The 21,727-nt window shown below is 68.3% G+C and carries 22 protein-coding genes and 2 pseudogenes; 15 read left to right on the top strand and 9 right to left on the bottom strand.

Annotated elements, in window-relative coordinates:
• Positions 1 to 169: 169 nt before the first annotated feature.
• Together ACFXN1_RS04355 and ACFXN1_RS04350 are read right to left on the bottom strand one after the other, a co-directional pair.
• On the bottom strand, positions 170 to 364 hold the full coding sequence (locus ACFXN1_RS04355; protein WP_033087939.1) for a hypothetical protein: 195 nt from the start codon (positions 362 to 364) through the stop codon (positions 170 to 172).
• A 475-nt stretch (positions 365 to 839) separates the two neighbouring features.
• Positions 840 to 2,666 carry an acyl-CoA dehydrogenase gene (locus tag ACFXN1_RS04350; protein WP_379436580.1) on the bottom strand — a complete coding sequence of 609 codons (1,827 nt, stop codon included), beginning with the start codon at positions 2,664 to 2,666 and terminating at the stop codon, positions 840 to 842.
• A 213-nt stretch (positions 2,667 to 2,879) separates the two neighbouring features.
• On the opposite strand from ACFXN1_RS04350, the gene ACFXN1_RS04345 reads away from it, so the two are divergent.
• The 3 genes from ACFXN1_RS04345 (at position 2,880) to ACFXN1_RS04335 (ending at position 5,018) form a co-directional block, all read left to right on the top strand.
• Positions 2,880 to 3,251, top strand: a complete 372-nt coding sequence (locus ACFXN1_RS04345) for a DUF952 domain-containing protein (protein WP_379436579.1) — start codon at positions 2,880 to 2,882, stop codon at positions 3,249 to 3,251.
• Positions 3,252 to 3,343: 92 nt separating this feature from the next.
• Positions 3,344 to 3,826: a cation:proton antiporter regulatory subunit gene (locus tag ACFXN1_RS04340; RefSeq protein ID WP_040859034.1), complete on the top strand. Its 483-nt coding sequence runs from the start codon at positions 3,344 to 3,346 to the stop codon at positions 3,824 to 3,826.
• A 4-nt stretch (positions 3,827 to 3,830) separates the two neighbouring features.
• Positions 3,831 to 5,018 (top strand): cation:proton antiporter, encoded by a 1,188-nt coding sequence (locus ACFXN1_RS04335; RefSeq protein ID WP_379395684.1) that lies wholly within the window; start codon positions 3,831 to 3,833, stop codon positions 5,016 to 5,018.
• Here the strand turns inward: ACFXN1_RS04335 and ACFXN1_RS04330 are convergent.
• Complete coding sequence (locus ACFXN1_RS04330; protein ID WP_379436577.1) at positions 4,917 to 5,795, bottom strand: rhomboid-like protein; 879 nt, start codon at positions 5,793 to 5,795, stop codon at positions 4,917 to 4,919. The genes ACFXN1_RS04335 and ACFXN1_RS04330 overlap by 102 nt on opposite strands.
• Positions 5,796 to 5,944: 149 nt before the next feature.
• On the opposite strand from ACFXN1_RS04330, the gene ACFXN1_RS04325 reads away from it, so the two are divergent.
• From ACFXN1_RS04325 to ACFXN1_RS04310, 4 genes are all read left to right on the top strand, one after another.
• Positions 5,945 to 7,360: an ethanolamine ammonia-lyase subunit EutB gene (locus ACFXN1_RS04325; RefSeq protein WP_379436576.1), complete on the top strand. Its 1,416-nt coding sequence runs from the start codon at positions 5,945 to 5,947 to the stop codon at positions 7,358 to 7,360.
• 5 nt (positions 7,361 to 7,365) lie between these two features.
• Positions 7,366 to 8,193, top strand: a complete 828-nt coding sequence (gene eutC, locus ACFXN1_RS04320; protein ID WP_379436681.1) for an ethanolamine ammonia-lyase subunit EutC — start codon at positions 7,366 to 7,368, stop codon at positions 8,191 to 8,193.
• 70 nt (positions 8,194 to 8,263) lie between these two features.
• Positions 8,264 to 8,680, top strand: coding sequence for a subtilase-type protease inhibitor (locus ACFXN1_RS04315; RefSeq protein WP_379436574.1), 417 nt, complete (start codon positions 8,264 to 8,266; stop codon positions 8,678 to 8,680).
• A 114-nt stretch (positions 8,681 to 8,794) separates the two neighbouring features.
• A complete protein-coding gene (locus ACFXN1_RS04310; RefSeq protein WP_379436573.1) occupies positions 8,795 to 9,391 on the top strand; it encodes a YdcF family protein in 597 nt (198 codons plus the stop codon).
• Positions 9,392 to 9,398: 7 nt separating this feature from the next.
• Here ACFXN1_RS04310 and ACFXN1_RS04305 read toward each other — a convergent pair whose 3' ends face one another.
• The 4 genes from ACFXN1_RS04305 to ACFXN1_RS04290 all read right to left on the bottom strand — a co-directional run bounded on the left by ACFXN1_RS04305 (position 9,399) and on the right by ACFXN1_RS04290 (position 14,175).
• Complete coding sequence (locus ACFXN1_RS04305; protein WP_379436571.1) at positions 9,399 to 10,979, bottom strand: Na+/H+ antiporter; 1,581 nt, start codon at positions 10,977 to 10,979, stop codon at positions 9,399 to 9,401.
• 125 nt (positions 10,980 to 11,104) lie between these two features.
• A complete protein-coding gene (locus ACFXN1_RS04300; protein WP_379436570.1) occupies positions 11,105 to 12,118 on the bottom strand; it encodes an MHYT domain-containing protein in 1,014 nt (337 codons plus the stop codon).
• A gap of 250 nt (positions 12,119 to 12,368) precedes the next feature.
• Positions 12,369 to 13,667, bottom strand: coding sequence for an FAD-dependent oxidoreductase (locus tag ACFXN1_RS04295; protein WP_379436568.1), 1,299 nt, complete (start codon positions 13,665 to 13,667; stop codon positions 12,369 to 12,371).
• A gap of 22 nt (positions 13,668 to 13,689) precedes the next feature.
• Positions 13,690 to 14,175: a MarR family winged helix-turn-helix transcriptional regulator gene (locus ACFXN1_RS04290; protein WP_379436567.1), complete on the bottom strand. Its 486-nt coding sequence runs from the start codon at positions 14,173 to 14,175 to the stop codon at positions 13,690 to 13,692.
• Between the two features lie 397 nt (positions 14,176 to 14,572).
• Here ACFXN1_RS04290 and ACFXN1_RS04285 point away from each other — a divergent pair, with 397 nt between their 5' ends.
• The 3 genes from ACFXN1_RS04285 to ACFXN1_RS04275 all read left to right on the top strand — a co-directional run bounded on the left by ACFXN1_RS04285 (position 14,573) and on the right by ACFXN1_RS04275 (position 16,115).
• Positions 14,573 to 14,926 carry a VOC family protein gene (locus tag ACFXN1_RS04285; protein ID WP_379436566.1) on the top strand — a complete coding sequence of 118 codons (354 nt, stop codon included), beginning with the start codon at positions 14,573 to 14,575 and terminating at the stop codon, positions 14,924 to 14,926.
• Positions 14,923 to 15,204, top strand: coding sequence for a hypothetical protein (locus ACFXN1_RS04280; protein ID WP_364618850.1), 282 nt, complete (start codon positions 14,923 to 14,925; stop codon positions 15,202 to 15,204). Before ACFXN1_RS04285 ends, ACFXN1_RS04280 begins: the two co-directional genes overlap by 4 nt.
• Before the next feature lie 476 nt (positions 15,205 to 15,680).
• Entirely contained in the window at positions 15,681 to 16,115 is a 435-nt protein-coding gene (locus ACFXN1_RS04275) for a VOC family protein (protein WP_379436679.1), read from the top strand.
• Between the two features lie 92 nt (positions 16,116 to 16,207).
• Here ACFXN1_RS04275 and ACFXN1_RS04270 read toward each other — a convergent pair whose 3' ends face one another.
• Positions 16,208 to 16,789 (bottom strand): chorismate mutase, encoded by a 582-nt coding sequence (locus ACFXN1_RS04270; RefSeq protein ID WP_379436564.1) that lies wholly within the window; start codon positions 16,787 to 16,789, stop codon positions 16,208 to 16,210.
• A 208-nt stretch (positions 16,790 to 16,997) separates the two neighbouring features.
• A pseudogene (locus tag ACFXN1_RS04265) lies at positions 16,998 to 17,342 on the bottom strand (isochorismatase family protein); the annotation flags it as partial.
• Positions 17,343 to 17,360: 18 nt separating this feature from the next.
• Here ACFXN1_RS04265 and ACFXN1_RS04260 point away from each other — a divergent pair.
• The 5 genes and pseudogenes from ACFXN1_RS04260 to ACFXN1_RS04240 all read left to right on the top strand — a co-directional run.
• Positions 17,361 to 17,750, top strand: a pseudogene (locus ACFXN1_RS04260) (dihydrofolate reductase family protein); the annotation flags it as partial.
• Between the two features lie 121 nt (positions 17,751 to 17,871).
• Positions 17,872 to 18,522, top strand: a complete 651-nt coding sequence (locus ACFXN1_RS04255) for an ABC transporter permease (protein ID WP_354837086.1) — start codon at positions 17,872 to 17,874, stop codon at positions 18,520 to 18,522.
• Positions 18,515 to 19,813, top strand: a complete 1,299-nt coding sequence (locus ACFXN1_RS04250; protein ID WP_379436563.1) for an ABC transporter ATP-binding protein — start codon at positions 18,515 to 18,517, stop codon at positions 19,811 to 19,813. The genes ACFXN1_RS04255 and ACFXN1_RS04250 overlap by 8 nt, the downstream gene beginning before the upstream one ends.
• Positions 19,810 to 20,562, top strand: coding sequence for an ABC transporter permease (locus ACFXN1_RS04245; protein WP_379436561.1), 753 nt, complete (start codon positions 19,810 to 19,812; stop codon positions 20,560 to 20,562). Before ACFXN1_RS04250 ends, ACFXN1_RS04245 begins: the two co-directional genes overlap by 4 nt.
• Positions 20,559 to 21,530, top strand: a complete 972-nt coding sequence (locus tag ACFXN1_RS04240; protein ID WP_379436560.1) for a glycine betaine ABC transporter substrate-binding protein — start codon at positions 20,559 to 20,561, stop codon at positions 21,528 to 21,530. The genes ACFXN1_RS04245 and ACFXN1_RS04240 overlap by 4 nt, the downstream gene beginning before the upstream one ends.
• The last annotated feature ends 197 nt before the right edge of the window (positions 21,531 to 21,727 follow it).

Here is a 21,727-nt window from a genome sequence, read left to right as displayed (position 1 = left end):
GTTTTTTTCCCCCCCCCCCACCCCCCCTCCCCCCTCCCCCCCCACCCACCCACCCCCCCCCCTCTCCCCCCCCCCCGCTGCCGGGTTTTCTGTTGGGAAGATTCAATTGTCGAGCGGGCTCTCGGAGAACGGTGACTCCCGATCGAGTCTCTCCGAGGTGGAGGAGCTGTTACAGCGCCGGTGCCGACTCCGTGTCGATCACGGCCTCGAGCTCACGAAGGCGATCCATGTGCTCGTTGGCGTGATGCTGGCAGAAGAGCAACTCTCCACCGGCAGGAAGGGTTGCGCGCACGCGCGCAGCCGCCCCGCAGCGGTCGCAACGATCGACCGCGGTCAGTGGGGTGCTTGTCAGGGTTCCTGGCATGACTCCTCCGTCCTGGCTCTGGGTGCCTCACGCACCGTTCGCCTGGTGTGGGGCCCGCGGTCCAATCCGCGAACCTCGCTACCGCTACTTCCCAGCAGTGGTTGTTGACTACTCTGTCAGACGTTCGGCGCGAGCACTTTGTTCCCGTGCAGTTTCCCGTGTGTTTTCTGTAACACGACCTGCGATTTCGCTGAAAGCGAACAGGTCCTGAGGACTGCCCGTGGGGACTTCGCAACCTCCCGTTCGAACACGCTGATCGAGTTGTCTACCCGGAGACTACCCGGGCACACCGACACTCACACTCCGATTGGTCTCTGTGGCTGGGACGCCAGCAAACCGTAATCAAGGCGGCTGGATTGGAGACCGGTCCGCTACCGGCCTGACCTCGGCCCCTGGCTGCGCACCGACACCGCGGTGGCACACCGGGTCACGGAGCCGTTCGCGCAGCGCGAACGGCGGATTCGCGCCCCGGGGCTCAGAACCAGGACTCGTCGAGTTCCAGCGTGGTGCGGTCGCCGGAGTCGAGCAGGTCGAATTGCGGTGTGGTGCGCGGAAGTTCCCAGCGGAAGAAGTACCGGGCGGCCAGCCGCTTCCCCTGCCGGAAGGTCTCCCACTCGGCCGCGTGCGGACGGTCCTGGGCGGACAGCGCGGTCGCGGTGACCGCCTGCTCGAGCCAGATCCAGGCCAGCACCACGTGGCCGAACGCCTCCAGATAGACCGCCGAATTGGCCAGGGCCGCCTCGGGATTGCCCGCGCGCCACAGGCCCGCCGTGGTGGCGGCCAGGCGGCCGGTGGCGGCCTCCAGGGCGGCGGCGTACCCGGCGAGCTCGGCGTCGCCGGTCGCGCGGGCGGCGGCGATGGTGGCGGCCATGGTCTCCAGCAGCGCGGCCAGGGCCGCGCCATTGTCCAGGGTGACCTGGCGGCCGAGCAGGTCCATGCTCTGAATGCCGTGGGTGCCTTCGTGAATCGGGTTGAGGCGGTTGTCGCGGTAGTGCTGTTCGACGTCGTAGTCGCGGGTGTAGCCGGCGCCGCCGTGGATCTGGATGGCCAGATCGTTGGCGGCCAGGCACCACTGGCTGGGCCAGGACTTGGCGATGGGGGTGAGGATGCGCAGCAGGGTGGCGGCGCGCGCCCGGTCGGATTCGCCTGCCGTGGTGCGGTGTTCGTCGATCAGTTTGCCGCAGTACAGCTGCAGCGCGAGTGCGCCTTCGGCATAGGACTTCTGGGCCAGCAGCATGCGCCGCACGTCCGGGTGCTCGATGATCGGCACCTGCGCGCCGCCGCGTGCGCTGACCGCGCGGCCCTGCGGGCGGGTGCGGGCATAGTCGAGGGACTTGAGGTAGCCGGTGTAACCCAGCGCGGTGGAGGCCAGGCCGACGCCGATGCGGGCCTCGTTCATCATCGTGAACATCTGGGCCAGACCGTGATTCGGCGCGCCCACCAGATAGCCGATCGCGCCCGGCTCCCCGCCGGGGGTGAAGTTGCCGTCGCCGAAGACGGGGGCGGTGTTGACGGTGCCGCGCCAGCCCATCTTGTGGTTGATGCCCGAGAGCACGACATCGTTGTGGACGGTCGGGTTGCCCTCGGCGTCGGGCAGGAACTTGGGGACCACGAACAGCGAGATGCCGCGGGTGCCCTCCGGTGCGCCCGGAGTGCGGGCCAGCACCAGGTGCACGATGTTCTCCGAGAGGTCGTGGTCGCCGCCGGAGATCCACATCTTGTGCCCGAACAGACGGTAGGAGCCGTCAGCGGCGGGCACGGCGCGGGTGGTGATGTCGGCCAGGCTGGATCCGGCCTGCGGCTCCGACAGGGCCATGGTGCCGAAGCTGCGACCCTCCAGCATCGGGCGCACGTAGGCGTCGATCTGCTCCGGGCTGCCGTGTGCGGCAAGCAGATTCGCATTGCCGGTGGTGAGCAGCACGTAGGCGGCGGTGCCGACATTGGCGGCGTGGAACCACGACATGCACGCGGTGTAGACAGAGTGCGGCAGCTGCATGCCGCCGGTCTCGTAATCCATTGCCGCGCCGATCATTCCAGCGTCGGCGAAGGCCTGCAGCGCCTTGCCGACCGCGGGGATGATGTGCACGCGCTCGCCGTCGAAGGTGGGCTCGTGCAGATCGTTCTCGCGATTGTGCGGCGCGAAGTAGGTGGTGGCCAGGTCCTGGCACAGCCGCAGCACCTGGTCGAAGGTGTCGCGGGAGTGGTCGGCGAACCGGTCGCGCGCCGTCAGCGACTCCACCTGCAGCCAGTCGTAGAGCAGGAACTCGAGGTCGCGGGCGGACATGATGCTGGACGGATTCATGGTTCCTCGAGCGGTCGGGTACGGGGAGTCGTACCTGCCGGTCTACCAGATGGCGCGGGACCGTCCGAGGGGCCGGGGGAGGATCGCCGGTCCAGGCTCAGGAACGCGCCATCGGCCGCTTCGCCCCCGCCCGGGTGGGCGTCAACGACATCTCCGTCCACGTGGCCCGGCCCGAACCGTTCTGAACCCGCGGCACTCACCTAGATTGGACGGGTGGGAATCGAACAGGACACGACGCCGACCCTGCTGCACATCTGCTCCCGGGCGGAATGGGAAAACGCCAGCGCCGCAGGCGAATACCGCGCCCCCTCGCTGGCCGAGGCCGGATTCATCCACCTCTCCGCGCCCTACCAGGCCCACCTGCCGGCCAATCGACTCTTCGCCGGCCGCACCGATCTCGTGCTGCTGCACCTGGATCCGGCCCGGCTCGGTTCCCCGGTGAAGTGGGAGCCCGGCGTGCCCACCGACCCGGACTCCATGACCTTCCCGCACCTGTACGGCCCGCTGCCGCTGACCGCGGTCGTCGAGGTCACCGATTTCCTGCCCGGCCCCGACGGATCGTTCGCGCCGCTCACCACGGAGTGACCCGGCGCGCCCGCACCGTGCGACTCGTGTGGGCGGGGTGCGCCGCAACGTAGCTCCCCGGGATTCGCACGGGTTGTCCTAATCTGGACTGCGTGAACGTCGATGTGACAGCGCTGCCCGGTATCGGTGTGCGGAAGGATTTCGAGGTCAGATCGGGACGGCGGATCGGGGTGGTGGCGCACCGGGACGGCGGCATCGATCTCATCGTGTCGCAGCGGGACGACCCGGACGCGTGCCAGGCCCAGGTGCCCCTGACGACCGACGAGGCGGCGGTCCTGGCCAATCTGCTGGGCGCGCCCCAGTTGGTGCAGCAGCTCAAGGAAGAACACTCGGACCTACCCGGGATCACCACCAGACAGCTCACCATCGGCGGCAATTCGCCCTACCGGGGACGCATGCTCGGGGAGACCGCCATGCGGACCCGGACCAAGGCCTCCATCGTGGCCATCATGCGGGCGGGGCAACTGCACCCGTCACCGGGACCTGATCAGGTGCTCGACTCCGGGGACGTGCTCGTCGTCGTCGGCACGCCGCACGGGCTGGACGCGGCCGCTCGCATTCTGGCCGACGGCTGACCCTGTGGATTCGACCGGTCTAGCCCTGTTCGAACTCGGCGCGATCTTGTTCGCGCTCGGCATGCTGGGGCGACTGGCCGCCCGCTTCGGCATGTCGCCGATTCCTCTCTACCTGCTCGGCGGCCTGGCCTTCGGCGAGGGCGGCATCGTGAAGATGCGCGCCGCCACCGAATTCGGGCACACGTCCGGCGAGATCGGCGTGGTGCTGCTGCTCCTGCTGCTCGGATTGGAGTACACCGCAGCCGAATTGGTGACCGGACTGCGCCGCTCCTGGCTGGCCGGTCTGGTCGACATCGTCGTCAATGCCACGCCGGGCGTGGTGGTGGCGCTGATCCTGGACTGGGGCGCGGTCGGCGCGGTCACCATGGGCGGCGTCACCTACATCTCGTCCTCCGGCATCGTCGCCAAGGTGCTCAACGACCTGGGCCGCCTCGGTAACCGCGAGACGCCGGTGGTGCTGTCCATCCTGGTGTTCGAGGATCTGGCCATGGCGGTGTACCTGCCGATCCTCACCATGATGCTGGCCGGGCTGAGCTTCGCCAGCGGGCTGCGCTCGCTGGCCATCGCGCTGGTGGCGATCACGGTGGTGCTCATCGTGGCGCTGCGCTACGGCCGCTACGTGTCGGCCATCGTGGACAGCAACGATCGGGAAGTGTTCCTGCTCAAGCTGCTCGGCGCGGCGCTGCTGGTGTCGGGCGCGGCCTCGGCGCTGAACGTGTCGGCGGCGGTGGGCGCGTTCCTGCTCGGTATCGCCATTTCCGGGTCCACCGCGCAGGAGGCGGCGAAGCTCCTCGAACCGCTGCGGGATCTGTTCGCGGCCCTCTTCTTCGTGGCCTTCGGGCTCAGCACCGATCCCCGGGCGATCCCGCCGGTGCTGGGCTGGGCGATCCTGCTGGCCTTCGTGACCACGCTGACCAAGCTCGGCACCGGCTGGTGGGCGGCGTCGCGCCAGGGCATCCGCCGGATGGGCCGGGCGCGCGCGGGTGCGGCGCTGGTGGCGCACGGCGAATTCTCCATCGTCATTGCCGGCCTCGCGGTTTCGCTGGGCGGCGTGAGCGGGCGGCTGGCCGCGCTGGCCTCGGCCTATGTGCTAATGATGGCGGTGCTCGGCCCGATCGCGGCGCGCCTCGTCGAGCCGGTCGTCCGGTTCGCCCAGCGTGGGCGCGGCCGCGTCGACCCCGTCCCCGGCTGAATCCCCGGCCGGGGCCGGATTCGCGGCCGCCCGGGCCGGCTTCGCCGCCGCCCTGCGCGCTTGCACCGCGACCAGGCGGTGGGAGAGCGCCACCGCGATCGCGCCCACCGTGAAACCGATGAGCAGCGCGAAGAAATGGCCGTAGTCGGTGAAGGTGCGGCCGTGCCAGACGCCGTAGGCGTACCAGACCACCATGGCCAGCGCCCACAGCCAGCGGGCCGGGCCGCGCAGCCGGAAGGTCAGCGCGGCCATCATGGCCGAGATGCCGTAGCTGGGGCCGACATCCGAGGCGAACGCCACCCGGGTCGGGATCAGCTGCTTGTCGAGCTTGTGGGCGATGCCGAGCACCGTGATCAGGGTGGCGCCGACATGACCGGTGGCCACCACCAGGATCCAGCGCAGCGACCCCAGCCAGCGCTCGGCCAGCGCCATCAGGGTGATGAGGATGAGAATGTCGCCCCAGGGGAAGCCGCCGTCGGTCCAGAAGGCGGAGGCCACCAGCACCTGGATCGGATCCTTCTGCATATTGCGCAGATTCGTGGAGGCGGAGAAGATCAGCCGCCGGCCCACGATGTCACTGGCCCCGCGCAGCGTCCACCAGGTGATGAACAGGGTGAAGGCGTAGGCGATGCACGCCGGGGTGACCGCCAGCAGATTCCGATAGGCCTGGACCGCGCGCCGCAACCGGTGCGGCTGCCGCCACCAGACACCGAGGGTGCGGAACCGCTCGCCGAGATCGACGGTGCGCAGCCAGGGCGACTGATAGGTGCCTGCCATGGCGCCATGGTATCCCGGGGCCACCGGCCGACCTCCGGGTCGCGGGGGAGGGGGCCGGTCCCGCGGCAGTCCGGCACGCGTAACGCGCAGTAATGCCGGGGGAAAGCGGTGGTTACCGACCGGCAATATGGGCCCGGACCATCGGGAGGGTGATCTTCCATCAGCGCCTGGGCGGCGGCACCTACACCTTCGACGGGCTGGTCGAACTGCTGGCCAAGGCCACACCGCGGCGCAGCGGGGACGAACTGGCCGGGTGCGCGGCGCACTCCGACGCCGAGCGGGCGGCGGCGCAGTGGGCGCTGGCCGAGGTGTCGCTGGGCGTCTTCCTGGAGGAACCGGTGGTGCCGTACGAGACCGACGAGGTCACGCGGTTGATCATCGACGGGCACGATCGCGGTGCGTTCCAGGCGATTTCGCATCTGACGGTGGGCGGGCTGCGGGACTGGCTGCTCGCGGTGGCCGCCCGGCCCGATGCCGCGGCCACCCTGCGGGCCGTCGCACCCGGGCTCACGCCCGAGATGGTCGCGGCTGTCAGCAAACTCATGCGCAATCAGGACCTGATCGCGGTCGCGCGGGCGGCCGAGGTGCGCTCCGGGTTCCGGACCAGCATCGGGGTGCCGGGCACACTCGCCACCCGATTGCAGCCCAACCATCCGACCGATGATCCGCGCGGAATCGCCGCGGCGGTGCTCGACGGGCTGCTGCTGGGGTGCGGGGACGCGGTGATCGGCATCAATCCGGCCACCGATTCGCCGCAGGCCACGGCGGATCTGCTGTACCTGCTCGACGAGGTGCGGCAGCGCTTCGAGATTCCGACGCAGTCGTGTGTGCTCTCGCATGTCACCACCACGCTGGGGCTCATCGAGGCGGGGGCGCCGGTGGATCTGGTGTTCCAGTCCATCGCGGGCACCCAGGGCGCGAACTCCGGCTTCGGTGTGACCATCTCGCTGCTGCGCGAGGCCAACGAGGCGGGCCGGTCGCTGCGTCGCGGGACCGTGGGCGACAACGTCATGTACCTGGAAACCGGTCAGGGCTCGGCGCTTTCGGCGGGCGCGCACCTGGGCGCCGAGGGCAAGCCGGTCGACCAGCAGACCCTCGAGGCCCGCGCCTACGCCATCGCCCGCGACCTGGACCCGTTCCTGATCAATACGGTGGTCGGTTTCATCGGCCCCGAATACCTCTACGACGGCAAGCAGATCATCCGCGCCGGCCTCGAGGACCACTTCTGCGGCAAGCTCCTCGGCCTCCCCATGGGCGTCGACGTCTGCTACACCAATCACGCCGAAGCCGACCAGGACGACATGGACACCCTGCTCACCCTGCTGGCCGCCGCGGGCTGCCCCTTCGTCATCGCGGTTCCCGGCACCGACGACGTCATGCTCGGCTACCAGAGCCTCGCCTACCACGACGCCCTCTATGCCCGCCAGATCCTCGATCTGCGCCCCGCCCCCGAATTCGCCGCCTGGCTCGAGGGTCTCGGCATGATGGACTCCACCGGCCGCATTCTCCCCATCGAGCCCCTGTCCTCCCCGCTGCGTGCGCTGGCTGCCAAGGGGGCGGCGTGAGCCCGATCGAACCCGTACGCCCGAACCGCCGCACCGACGATATTGCCGCGCAAGCGTTCTGGGACGGACTGCGGCGCAGTACGCAGGCGCGGATCGGGCTCGGGCGTACCGGGGACGCGCTGTCCACCGCGGAGGTGCTGGAGTTCCGGGCGGCCCATGCCGCGGCCCGGGATGCCGTGCACAGTCCGCTCGATATCGCGGTCCTGGCCGCCGAGGTGACGGGTCTCGGGCTCGGCGAGCCGGTGCATATGCGCAGCAGGGCGAGCGACCGCTCGGAGTACCTCCGGCGTCCGGATCTCGGGCGGCTGCCCGAAACCGATGAACCGGCGGTGCCACACAGCGGGGCTGACGTGGGTTTCGTTCTGGCAGATGGACTTTCGTCGAGGGCGCTCGCCGATCACGGGGTTCCGATGCTCGCGGCGTTGCTCGCGGCGTTCGAGGGGCGATACACGCTCGCTCCGCCGGTGATCGCCACGCAGGCCCGGGTGGCGCTGGGGGATCACATCGGTGCGGCGCTCGGTGTGCGGACGGTGCTGGTGTTGATCGGGGAGCGGCCCGGGCTCTCGGTCGCCGACAGTCTCGGGATCTATCTCACCCATTGCCCGCGACCCGGACGATCTGATTCCGAGCGGAACTGCATCTCGAATATCCGTCCGCCCGAAGGGCTCTCGTACGCGCGTGCGGCTCAGGTCGTCACGGGGTTGGTCGATGGTGCTCGTCGGCTCGGTAGGTCGGGGGTCGATCTGAAGGACACGTCGGCCAACCGCACGCTCACCGATGCTGGCGCGATCTCGGTGGAGGCGCCACGGCCCGTCGCGGGGGGCGGTGCGTGACCGGGCGAAACACTGAGCGGTGCGCGACCGATCGACGGGTGGAAACCATATTCGAGGAGGCGGGTGACCCATGTCCCTTGGTGTTTGTTTGGTCGGAGCGGGGTTGGGTGTGGCGGCGGCGCTGGTCGCGGTGCCAGTGGCGCAGGCGGACCCGGTCGCGGACGGATCGCCGTCCGTGCTGACCTTGACTCTGGCACAGGGCGATTCGCTGGAGAGCTCGTCGAGTCAGCAGACGGTGCTGCTGGCTTGTTCACCGGTGGTGGCGGGCACCCACCCGGCGGCCGCGCCGGCGTGTGACGAGCTGACCGCGGCCGGAGGCGATTTCGAGAAGCTGTCCGGCCATCCGATGCGGTTCTGCACCATGATCTACGACCCGGTGACCGTGGCGGCGGACGGCGTCTGGCGCGGCAGCCCGGTGAGTTACCGGCACACCTATGCCAACAAGTGCCAGGCCGAGAACCGCAGCACCTACGTCTTCGCGTTCTGACCGAATCCGCTGCCGCCCGGCCTCGCCGCCGGCGCGGGAAGTACTGTTCACCCGGGCTTGTGGCAGGCCGCTCGAACAGTGCCGACTCGGCGCGGAGCAGGAGGTACAGGCGGGATGCGACGATGGCGAGTGCTGCTGGCGCTGGCGGGAACCGCGGTGCTGGTGCCGTTCCTCGGGTTCACCGGCTATACGGTCGGTCGTGCGCGGCTTTCCCCGCGGCCGGGCGCGGACGTGGTGGTCGTGCTCGGTTGCCGGTTGCGCCACGATCGGGTTGCGCCGATGCTTGCCAGGCGGCTGAACCGGGCGCTCGAGGTGGTGGGGGAGGAACGCCATCGGGGGCGTACGCCGCTGCTGGTGGTGTCGGGCGGGCAGAGCGGACGCGAAATCGTGACCGAAGCCGAGGCGATGGCTGATTATCTTGTGACGCAGGGCATTCCGGGTGACCTCATCCTGCGCGAGAACCGGTCCCGCAATACCGAGGAGAATCTGCGGTTCACCGTCCGGGAGTTACGCGGGCGCGGCATCGATCCGGAGCAGGTGCGAATAACCGTGGTCACCAGTGACTTTCACGTGTTGCGGACGGCCGGGCTGGTCCGGCGGCTGGGGCTGCGCGCCCAGGTCACCGGCGCACGCACCTCCCGGCTGCTGACCCGAAAATCCTTCCTGAGGGAATTCGTCGCCGTCCTGGTGAAGCTGGGCCGGACCGGGTAGCGGTCGGTCACCGGCGCAGATCCAGCCGGCGCATGACGCGGTCCACCACATCGGGCGGCACCCCCGGTTCGCGCCGCGCGGCCAGCGCTTCGGCCCGGCCCGCCTCCAGCACATCATTGGTGATGGACCGCATCTTGGTGGTGAAGGCCAGTGTGCGATCGGTGTGCGTCCGGGGATTGTCCTCGGCGGCCTCCGGATCCGCCTGGGCCAGACGGCGTTCGAATCCCGTGCGCAGCCGATCGTAGACCTCTTCGGGCAGGTGCTCGGTCTCCGAGATCTCCTTGAGCCGGGCCAGTTCGGCCTCCAGCACCCGGGTCCAGAGCTGGCGTTCGAAGGCGCGCTCGGTGCCGGTGTCGGCGTGCACGCCGGTCGCCCGCACCACGGCGGGCAGGGTCGGGCCCTGTAGCAGCAGCGTGAACAGCACCACCGCGATGGCGGTGAACAGTATTTCGGTGCGGCCCGGGAACGGTTTTCCGCTGTCGGTGGTGAACGGCACGGCCAGGGCCAGCGCCACCGTGGCGACCCCGCGCATACCCGCCCACCAGGTCACCACGGTCTCGCGCCAGGTATGGGGCTCGTCCTTGTCGCGGGTGCGCCACCAGGATCGGAAGATCACGGTCGTGGTCAGCAGCCAGATCAGCCGCAACCCCACCACCACCGCGATGATCACCGCCGCCCCGCCGATGAAGCGCGGCCAGTCGGGTCCGGCGTCGCGCAGCACCGTGCTCAGCTCGAGTCCGATCAGCCCGAAAGCGAAACCGGTGACCAGCATTTCGGTGATCTCCCAGAAGGAGTCGCCGACCAGCCGGTAGTCGCTGTCGCTGAAATCGGTTGCGGCATGGGTGAGATACATCGAGCAGACCAGCACCGCCAGCACCGCCGACCCGCCCCGCGACTCCGAGAGCCCGTAGGCGGCGAACGGCAGCAGCAGGCCCAGCGCCACCCGCCACGGGGCCTCGTCCAGCCGCTGCATGAGTTTGCTTCCGGCCCAGCCGAACAGCAGCCCGACCACCGCCCCGACCAGCGCCGACACCAGGAAATCGCGGAATGCGCCCCAGGCCGAGAAGGAACCGGTCACCACGGCCTGAATTGCCGCCGTGTAGAGGACGATCGCGGTCACGTCGTTGAACAGGCCCTCGCCCTCGAGCACCGCGACCAGACGCCGGGGCAGGCCCAGCTTGCCGGCCAGCGCCGAGACCGCCACGGGATCCGGTGGCGCGACCAGGGCGCCGAGCGCCACCGCGGCACCGATCGGCACGGCCGGATACCAGAGGTGAAAGGCCCAGGCCACGGCCGCCGTGGTCACGATGACCAGTACCACCGCGCGCAGGCTGATGGCCACCCAGTTCTCGGCGAACTGCCGCCAGGAGGTGCGCCGCGCAGCCGCGTACAGCAGGGGCGGCAGCACCAGCGGCAGGATGAGTTCGGGATCGATCTCGATATTCGGCACCTGCGGAATCAGGGCCAGCACCACGCCGAAGGCGGTCATGAGGACCGCTGGGGCCTGGCCCAGCCGCCTTCCGAGCGGCTGGGCCAGGATGGTCGCGAACAGGACCGCGAAGATCAACTCCAGCTGGTGGTGCTCCACGGCAGTCAGTTTGCTGCCGATGTGCCCCAAAGTCGAACACCGGAACCGGATTCTCAGCGAACCGGGTCGGCAATTCTCAGCCTGCCCGGTTGAGAATGGAGATTGCCCACAGTCGGGCGGTTCGGCTATGAGTAGCGGGTACTGCGCTGCGGCGGAACCGGATTCCGGTCGGGGCGCGCCGCCGGGCCGCCGGCCGCCGGGTAGAACTGGTCCGAACGCCAGTCGCCGGGCGAGGACATCTCGTGGCGGCCGGGTGCCTGATAGTCGGCGGCCGGTGCGTACAGGCCCGCAGTCCGGTAGTCGCGGGGACCGGGTTCCTCCTGGCCCGAGCCGCGCGTGTCGGCGACCGCCGAGGCCGCCCGCAGCGACCAGCCGGCGCGCGCAGCCGGTTCGGGCCGTTCCGGTTCGGGCATCATGGAGCGTTCGTCCACCTCGGTGAGGCCGACGTGAATGAGCAGGACGAGCGTCACCATGCTGACGCTGATCATCAGCGGGGCGAGCAATTCCATCGGGCCCGCGCCATGCGGGGTGGCCGGATTGTCCATATGGTGCGCGCTCATCGAGGCCATGCCCGTGTAGTGCATGCCGCAGACCGCGACACCCATGATCAGGGCCGCGCCGATGGTGGCCCAGATACCGGTGATGACCAGCGTGAACCACAGCGCCACGGTGGCCGCGACCACCGCGATCACCATGGACAGCGTGACGATGCCGGCGTTGTAGTCGATCATGGCGTCCGACCGCATGGCGTACATGCCCGAGTAGTGCATGGCGCCGACGCCCAGCCCGGTGACCGCGCCGCCCGCGAACAGTGACAAGCGGCCGAATGGCTCGCGGGCCACGATGAACAGGCCCATCCACACCACGGTGACCGAGATGACGGCGCTGAGCAGGGTCAGCGGCACGTTGTACTTGACCACCGCACCGCGGATGGTGAAGCCCAGCATGGCGACGAAGTGCATCACCCAGATGCCGGTGCCGCCGATGGCCACGGCCGCGGAGATGAGCCAGCCGCTGCGTCCGTCCCCGGACCGGGCGCGTGCCGTACACCGCAGACCCAGCAGGGATCCGGTGACGGACATGATGTAGGCCAGTACGGGGGTGATCCAACCGTAGCTGAAGTGGTGAATTTCCAGCACTCGAACTCCATTGCCAGAGCAGGGGTTTCGCAATCGCTGAGGCGACGACGGCACACTACCGGGCAAGGTTCGGATTGGGAAATTGAAAGGGAATGTTTCATTCAAATTGCTGCCGGCTGGGACGTCTCTGCTGGATCAGCAATCTGCGAGCCTTCTGAATGTCATGTGCGCGTTGGACTTTGGACATCCGAGGGTGGTGATCCGCATGTGCCACCCGCTCGGCAGGCGGACGGCACATGTGCGGCAGCTATCACTCGGCACCCAAGTCGGCGAACATCTTTCGCTTCATGGCGGGCACCGCGTTGGCGGTGCGGAAGACGAGTTTGCCGGCGCCACGCGCGAACCGGCTGTCGGACACCGACTGGGTGGCCGCGGTCAGCGAGGTTCGCACCGCCGCGAAGCCGTAGTCGATCATGTCCGTTTCGTATCGGTGGATGCCCTCGAGCAGTCCGAGCTCACGGCGTTCGGCGGCCACCAGCGCGCGGCACAGCCCCCGGGCGTCGCGCAGTGCGGTATTCGCGCCGATACCGGCGAACGGGGTCATGCTGTGCACCGCATCGCCGAGCAGCGTGACATTCGTGGTCTGCCAGGCCGGGATCGGGACCGAGGTCTTGATCGGCAGCAGGGTGGCGGTCTCCGGATCGGAATCGGCGACCAGCGCCCGCAATTCGGGCGCCCACCCGGTGGTCATGCGCACCGCCAGGTCGTGCAGGCCGACGGGTGAGAGCGCCTCCAGATCGGCGCCGTAGCGTTCGCGTTTGGCCGCGAAGGCCCAGAAGACGTACGGCTGGGTGTTGTCGAGGAGTAGCCCGGGCTCGAGACCGGGCTGGTTCCCGGCGATGCGTTCCGCGCCGACGGGAATGTCGAATTCGTGTGGGGCGAGGAACATTCCGCAGCCGCTGGGCGGGATGACGCTGAGCGGATTGCGCAGCAGCCGGCCGTCCAGGCGAGCCCGCGATTCCGGCGTCAGGGCGTATTTGCCTGCGATGGTGACGATTCCGGTGTCCACGCGCTCGGCGTGCGGGAGGTATTGCGCCCGTACCCGGGAGGTGCCGCCGTCCGCGCCGATCAGGACATCACCGATCTCGGAGTCGCCGTTGCCGAAATGGGCCCGGATCCGGCCGTCGGGCAGGCGCTCATAGCGGTCGAACATGCTGCCGTAGTGCACGACGTCGCCCAGCTCGGCGAGCAGCAGCTGCCGCAGGGTGATCCGGCTGATGCCGTAGTGCCCGCCGGCGGTGTGCTCACCCTCCTCCGGATCGATCTGGAGCAGTTCCCGCAATTGTTCCGTGACGAAACCGAACCCGTTGCCGCCCTTGCCCGCACACGCGACGAAGGTCGAATACAGCTCCGGCGACAGCAGTTCCGCCAGGGCATTGCTGCCGTGCGGGTTGATGTGGATGCGGAAACCCTGCAGCCGGTCGGTGCGCTGGGTTTCGCGTTCGTGCACGCTGACGCTCACGCCGGCGCGGCGCAGGCCGTTGGCGAGCGCCAGCCCGCCGATGCCGCCGCCGGCGATGATCACGTGCAGGGGTGTGTTGGTGGCCATGGCAATTGGTCCTCTCCTGAGGTCAGATCCGGCTCCAGCCGAATCGGCCCGGGCGTTTGCGGCTCGCCCGCTGCTGCTGGTGTGCTCCCGCCGCGGCCCAGGCCTCGATCATGCGATCGAGCAGCCGGGTGAGCGTGTCGACATCCTCGGCGGACCAGTCGGCGATCACCTCGCCGAAGACCTGGTCGCCGATCTCCAGGAACTGCGCGAGCTCGGCCCGCCCCGCCTCGGTGGCCTCGACCAGCACCGCCCGCCGATCCGCCGGATCGGGGGAGGTGCTGACCAGCCCGGAGTCGATCAGCGCCTGGATATGCCGGGTGATGGAAGACGGCAACGCGTCCAGGCATTCGGCGATCTCCCCGGCCCGCAGCGGCCCGGACTCGACCGCGCACTGCAGCACGCCGACCCGGACCGGGTCGTAGGCGCGAGAAGTGCCCTGCCGCATGGCTTCCGCGAATCGTGCGGTGCTGCGGGCCAGTCGCGAAACCTGGTCTTTGTTTGCTTCCATGAATCAACTATAAAAGTTGATTCCGTGAAACAAAAGAATGTGGCGGAAAACGGACACTCAGCGGCGTGTGCGGTGGCCCGCGCCTCGCTACCGTCGAACCCGCGGATCGGCGTAACCTGCGCACCACCCGCGCTGCTTCGAAAGCCCAGATGGCCCGCACGGCCTCAGCTTGACTGGGAGGGCCTCTGCCTGACTGGGACGGTCTGAGCCCGACTCGGACGGGTCTGCCTGGCTCGGACTGGCTGTGCCTGAGTCGCGCAGTAACTGGCTCACAATGCCCACTCAGTGGGCGGCAGCGTGTCGTTGGCGATCCCCGGGGGCGCGGAGCGGCCATCATGGTGAGCGACCGAACCCGGGCATTCCGGGCGCGCCACCACTTCGCCCACAGGAGGCAGCCATGAGCGATCACGAAGTCAAGATGATCATCCTGTCCACCGACAACCTCGACGAATCCATCGATTTCTACACCGAAACCCTCGGTATGCCCCTGAAGTTCCGCGACGGCGCCCATTTCGCCGCCCTCGGCGGCGGCCCCATCACCCTCGCCCTGGCCACCGCGGTCGACCACCCCATCCACGGCCAGATCGTCGTCGGCATCAAGACCGCCGACGTGGACGCCGCCGCCAAGGCCATCGAGGCCAGCGGTGGTGGCATCGTCAAGGGCCCCTACGACGATGCCCACGAACGCCGCGCCGTCGTCTACGACAACAAAGGCAACGGCTTGGTCTTCTACAGCCCCCTGTCCCGATGACCAACCCCCGAATCACCGTCGAACCTGTCGTCGACCACGAATACCGAGTCCTGGTCGACGACGGCACCGACTCCGCCGAATCCCAATTCATAGTCGCCCCGGACGTTCTCGCCGACCTCGGCGTCGCCGCAGCCGACGAGCACCGTGTCGTAGAACTGACCGCCGCCTTCCTGATCGACCACCAGCCGATCATCGACTTCCCCCAACTGGTCTACCTCGACGAGGTCGCCGCCGCCTTCGACGACTACCGCCCCGAGCTCCAACGCCGCCTCGGCTAGCCTCCTGTCGGCCTACGGTTTCCGGCGCGAGCGTGTGTGGAAGCCGCTCGCCGCTGGTCCGCCGACAGCACCTGGGATCGAGTACCAAACGCGTTGATCGCTCTGGCCGACGCTGGCGGCGACCTGGATCGAGACGACCCGTCGACCGTCCGGGCAGATCAATACGCCACTGGCGTCGACGCCCACCCGGTGACCGGGGCTATGACCGTCCCGACTGCACCATCGAGCGCGCAGCTGGCTGCTCACCACATATCACGTTGCAGCTCAAAAGATTTCAGACAGCTGGTGGTTCAGGCGCGAGGTACAGCTGCGAGGAATGCGCCGCGGGAGAGGCGGCGGTAAGCAGCGGTCCTGCCACGGAATCCGTTGAACGTCACGGAGGTTGGGTAAGTGGCATGGCGAAGGTCGGCTATTGCCGCGTCGTCGGGCAGGGCTGCTGCCGCGGCGGCGAAGGATCCTGCCCCTATGGTGGACCGATGACGTCGGTCAAACAGATCCAGGTCACCTTCGACTGCGCAGAGCCTGAGCGTGTCGCTCGCTTCTGGTGCGATGTGCTGGGGTACGTCATTCCGCCGCCACCGGAGGGGTTTGCCAGTTGGGACGATTTCAATTCCTCACTGCCGCCTGAGCATCAGGGTTCAGCGTTCGCGTGTGTTGATCCGTCAGGTGTGGGCCCGCGACTGTTCTTTCAGCGTGTGCCCGAGGGGAAGGTCGTGAAGAATCGGCTGCATCTTGACGTCCGGGTCGGCACAGGGCTCGTGGGTGAAGAGCGCTTGGCCGCACTCGAGGCCGAGTGCGCACGGCTGGTCGCGCTCGGTGCGGTACGTGTGCGACTACTGCGCGCCGATGGCGTCAACGAGTCGTGCCTCGTGATGCAGGATATCGAGGGCAACGAATTCTGTCTCGACTGAGTTGCCGCGAACGCTGTTGCTCGGCAGCCGAATTCGGGTGCTGGTTGAGGCAGTCCCTATCAGGGTGACCTCTCTGTGCTGGGGGACATATGTCAGCTCCCACACAGTGGAGTCGACGCGCGCACGAGCGCCGCCGCGTGGAGAGCGTCGAGATTGTCGTGCCCGGCGACAGCGAGCACCCCGGCGGCGACTCGCGCCGGGCAGTCGGAGCGCGTCAATTCGGTCCGCTCCCTATCCAATTCGTCGATGATCGCGACATTGAGGCCATCGATGACCGGCCGCACCCCGGCCAGATCCGTCGCGGGCACCGGCGCCGTCGCCAGCCCATACCGCCACTCGGTCACCAGCCCACGCTGGACAATCTTGCTCGCCTCGATCTGACCTTCGAACACCTGCCGCACCAGCCCCGCAGGCAGATTCCGCTCCGCCCCCAGCTGAGCCATCGCATCATAGATCGCCTGTTCACGAACCGGATCGTCGATCACCGGCTCGCCCCCATCCCGCACCGCCCCCTCCCACTTGACCGCCGCGACTGTATCCGCGGTACCGAGCCGCTCGCTCAACAGCTCCACCAGCAGATCCATGGCCCCGGAATCGTCCTGCGCCGCACCCACCCCGAACTGCCCCGCGGTCACCACGATCGCCGACCCCACCACAACCGCCAGCCGTCTCATCGATGCCATCCCTTCCACCACCCGAACCCTACCGCCCCTGAGGCAACGGACACCCCCGACGCGCAGCGGGTATGAAACGTGTTGCGCGATACAGAGATTGGCATCGATCGCCCACGTTCGAGCGCGCGTGCCACAGCGCTGGGGCATTGACGATCGTCGACCGTATCGACGCGCTCCCGGAGGGGTTTCGGGCGGTGGATTGTCGGGTTCAGGTAGTGGAGATGAGGTCGAGTACGTCCGTTGTCGGGCGTACGTCGCCGAAGGACCGGTAGATGGTGTGGAGTGTGGCGTTGTGGTCCTGGTCGCGTCGAGCGGCATTGGCGTCGGCCACCATGATCACTCTGAAGCCGACGGTCGCGGCGTCACGTGCTGAGGACTCGCAGCACGCGTTGGTGAGGGTTCCGGTGATCAGGACGGTGTCGATGTGCCGCTGTTCGAGGAGGTGCGGCAGGGTGCATCGGCCAGGGAAGAAGGCACTGAGCGCGTCCTTGTCGACGAACAGGTCGTCCTCATGTGTCGCCAGATCGGGCCACACACGCGTGGGGAGCGGTCCGGAACCGCCTGAGGTGCTAACGACAGATACCGAGATCGAGGTCTCGCTACACGGTCGTCGGCTGTACGAGCTGATGGCCGCGTACTGGCCGCACGTGCCAGCGGACGCGCCGCGCATCGAGCGCGAGTTCGGCGGGCTGTGGCGGGAGAAGCCCAAGGTCGTCTTCTCCCGGACGAGGTTCGCAGGCTCAAGGCCGCGGGAGACGGCGTCATGGAGGTCGGTGGTGCGAGCCTCGCGGCCGCGCTGATGCCACACGGGCTCATCGACGAGTACCAGCTGTTCGTCTCGCCCGTGGTGCTCGGCGGCGGCACACCGCTCTTCCCGTCACTGGACAAGCGCATCCAGCTGAGATTGGCCGAGACGAGGCACTTCAACACCGTGGTGATGCTGCGCTACCGCGCCGACTGAAGTCCGTTCAACCGCAGCGGCCTTCGTACTGCTACTGATCGTCTCGGCGACACTCGAAAAGGCGCGAGGCGGGGTTCGCGCCAATACACTGTGCGGTGAACTGCTAGGCAGGAGGGGGCTTCTGGGCACGCTCTGGAATTTCGTCGTCGATCATCGCAGGCAGCTGCTCACCGACTCGTACCTGCATGTCTCCGCGGTGGTGCAGTCGATGCTGATCGCGACCGCGTTGGCGGTGCTGATCGGGATCGCGGTGCACCGCAGCCCGTGGGGGTCGGCGCTGGCGACCGCGCTGGCCAGCATCATTCTCACCGTGCCGTCGTTCGCGTTGCTGGGCTTGCTGATTCCGGTGCTGGGGCTGGGCGTGCGGCCGACTGTGGTCGCGCTGGTGCTGTACGCGCTGCTGCCGATCCTGCGCAATACGATCATCGGGCTGGGCGGGGTGGATCCGGCGGTGTCGGACGCAGCGCGCGGGGTGGGGATGAACCGGCTGCGGGTACTGGTCGGCATCGAACTGCCGCTGGCGTGGCCGTCGATCCTCACCGGGATGCGGGTCAGTACCCAGATGATCATGGGGATTCTGGCCATGGCCGCCTACGCGAAGGGGCCCGGACTGGGGAACCTGATCTTCTCCGGGCTGGCCCGGCTGGGCAGCCCGACCGCGGTGCCGCAGGCCCTCACCGGCACGGTGCTGATCATCGTGCTGGCGTTGCTGCTCGACGCCCTGCTGGCCGGCGTCGGCCGGTTCACTACCCCGAGGGGGATTCGTGACTGAAACCGTCACTGCGGCGAACGATTCCGCACACGCGCCACGTGGCGCCCGGATCGTGCTCGACGCGGTCACCAAACGCTATCCGGGGCAACGGGATCCGGCGGTCGACGAATTCTCGATCACCATTCCGGCCGGGGAGATCGTGGTGTTCGTCGGCCCGTCGGGGTGCGGCAAGACCACCATCATGCGCATGATCAACCGGCTCATCGAGCCCAGCTCGGGCACCATCACCATCGACGGGCGCGATATCGGTCGTCAGGATCCGGACCAGCTGCGCAGGCAGATCGGCTACTCGATCCAGCAGGCCGGGCTGTTCCCGCATCAGACGGTGGCGCGCAACGTGGCTACGGTGCCCGCGCTGCTCGGCTGGAAGCGCGCGAATATCAACGCCCGCGTCGACGAGATGCTCGAGCTGGTCGGCCTGGATCCGGGCACCTTCCGCCGCCGCTACCCGCGCCAGCTGTCGGGCGGTCAGCAGCAGCGCGTCGGCGTCGCACGCGCACTCGCCGCGGACCCGCCCGTCCTGCTGATGGACGAGCCGTTCGGCGCGGTCGACCCGATCACCCGCGGGCTCCTCCAGGACGAACTGCTGCGCCTGCAGGCCGAACTGCACAAGACGATCGTCTTCGTCACCCACGATTTCAACGAAGCCGTCAAACTCGGCGATCGAATCGCGGTGCTGGGCAACGGCTCCCGACTGTTGCAATACGACACGCCCGCTGCCGTCCTGGCCGCGCCCGCCGACGACACCGTCGCCGGATTCGTCGGTGCGGACGCGGGGCTGAAGCAACTCACGCTCACCCGTGTCGAGGACGTCGAGCTCGGCCGGTGCCCGACCGCCGCCGAAACCGATGAGGTGCAACCCTTCCGGGCCGCGCTCGCCGAGCAGGAATGGCAGTGGGGTCTCGTGCTCGACGAGGAATACCGTCCTCTGCGCTGGGTTTCGGCCGAGCAGCTGGCCCACGCCACCTCGTTGCGTGAGGCGGGGTACCCGGTCACCGGCACGGTCGCCCTGCGCTCGTCCTTGCAGGAGGCGCTGGAAATGCTCCTCGCCGAGAGCACCGCCCACGCCGTGGTCACCGGCGATGACGGCGGATACGTCGGCCTGATCGCGATCGACACCCTCGTCACCCACCTGGCGACCACCCGCACCGAAAGCAGCCGAGCCGCACGGAAATCCGCCGTCACGACCGGTGCCGCCATGGCTTCGGGTGATAGCGCGTCCTCGGAACGCGCGGCGTCTGCCGGCGAAGCGACTTCGGATGATCCGGCCGAGTCGGGCAGGCCGGCGTGAGGGGGCGGGGGACCGAGCGGCGGTCGGAGTTCATTCGGCTGGTGGCGCAGCCGGTACTGGCGGTCGGGCTCGGGGTGGGGGTGCTGGTGTGGGCGTTCGATCGGAATCTGACCGCTACGCAACAGGCGAGCATGAACGCGACCAACATCGTGACGGTCACCCGGCAGCATGTCGTGATCACGGCGACGGTGGTGGCCATCGTCGTCGCGATCGCGGTGCCGCTGGGGACGCTGCTCACCCGCCCCGGATTCCGCAGGCTGACACCGCTTTTCGTGGGCATCGCCAACGTCGGTGCGGCCGCACCGGCCATCGGGCTCATTGTGCTGTATTACCTGGTGACCCAGCGGACGGGGTTCTGGGTCGGGGTGGCGCCCATCGCGTTCTACGGGTTGTTGCCGGTGTTGCGGAACACCATTCTCGGGTATCAGCAGGTTGATCCGACGCTGGTGGATGCCGGGCGGGGACAGGGGATGTCCGCGGCTATGGTGTTGCGGCGCATCGAGTTTCCGCTTGCCGTGCCGTACATCCTCGCAGGTCTGCGGACCTCGCTGGTGCTGGCGGTGGGGACGGCGACGCTGTCGTTCCTGGTCAGCGCGGGTGGGCTGGGAATTCTCATCGATACCGGATACAAGTTGCGGGACAACGTGACGCTGTGGGTGGGGGCGATTCTGGCGGTGGCGCTCTCGCTGCTGGTGGATTGGCTGGGAGCGCTCGCCGAACAGTTCCTCGGCCCACGGGGTCTGCGATGAGGCGGCGATGGACGGCGGTGCTGGCCGCGCTCGGGCTGATGCTGGCGGCGGGATGCGGGCTCGAATCCGGCGGGGCGGTGCCATTGCAGGTCGGAGCGGGCAGCATCCGGCCGGATCCGGGATTGCAGGGGGTGGCGATCACGGTGGGGTCCAAGGATTTCACCGAGCAGAACATTCTCGGCTATGTCATCGAATTCGCGCTCACCGCGGCCGGCGCGCGAGTGCGCGACCTCACCAACATCACCGGGTCCAACAGTCTGCGTGATGCCCAACTGCACGGACAGGTCGACATCGCCTACGACTACACCGGCACCGGCTGGATCAACTATCTGGGCAACGAGACGCCGATTCCGGACTCGCAGCAGCAGTTCGAGGCGGTACGCGACGCCGACCTGGCCGCGCACGGCATGCTGTGGGCGGACGTCGCCCCGATGAACAACACCTACGCGCTGGTCACCAACGCGGCAAGCGCACAGCGGACCGGGACGAAGACGCTCTCCGACTACGCGCGAGCCGTGAACACCGAACCCGGCACCGGACCCACCTGCCTGGGCACCGAATTCAGTGTCCGCCAGGACGGATTCCCGGGCATGGCCCGCAAGTACGGCATCGACACCGGCAAGGTGCACAAACAGATCATGCAGGACGCGCTGGTCTACACCTCCACCGCGAACGGCGGCTGCCAGTTCGGGTCGGTCGCCACCACCGACGGCCGCATCAAAGCCCTCGACCTCCGCATTCTGGACGACGATCTCGGCTTCTTCCCCAAATACAATGCGGCACTGGTGATGCGGAAATCCTTCGCCGACGCGCACCCCCAGGTGGCCACGGTAATGGAGCCGATCTCGCGGCTACTGACCAACGAGACGATCACCGAACTCAACCGCAAGGTAGACCTCGAAGGCGCCGAACCCGCCACCGTCGCGCGCGACTGGCTGGTTTCCCAGGGTTTCGTCACGGCCCGATAGGCCCGCTGGACCCACCCACCGTCTCCGCATCGCGAAGAGCTCGACGTATATGGTTCTGCCCTTACACACCCCTTGGACGTTGTGCTCGGGTCTTGATACGGGAGTGGGGGGGGGGGGGGGGGGGGGACACCTCGGGGTGTTCCCGCCCCATCAGCATGTTCGACCGAAGTTGTTGCCCGCGTTGGCATATAGGCGAG

This window comes from Nocardia sp. NPDC059154, from assembly GCF_042755705.1.
In the GTDB taxonomy this organism is placed as follows: Bacteria; Actinomycetota; Actinomycetes; order Mycobacteriales; family Mycobacteriaceae; genus Nocardia.
This window is presented reverse-complemented; position numbering and strand designations above follow the sequence as displayed.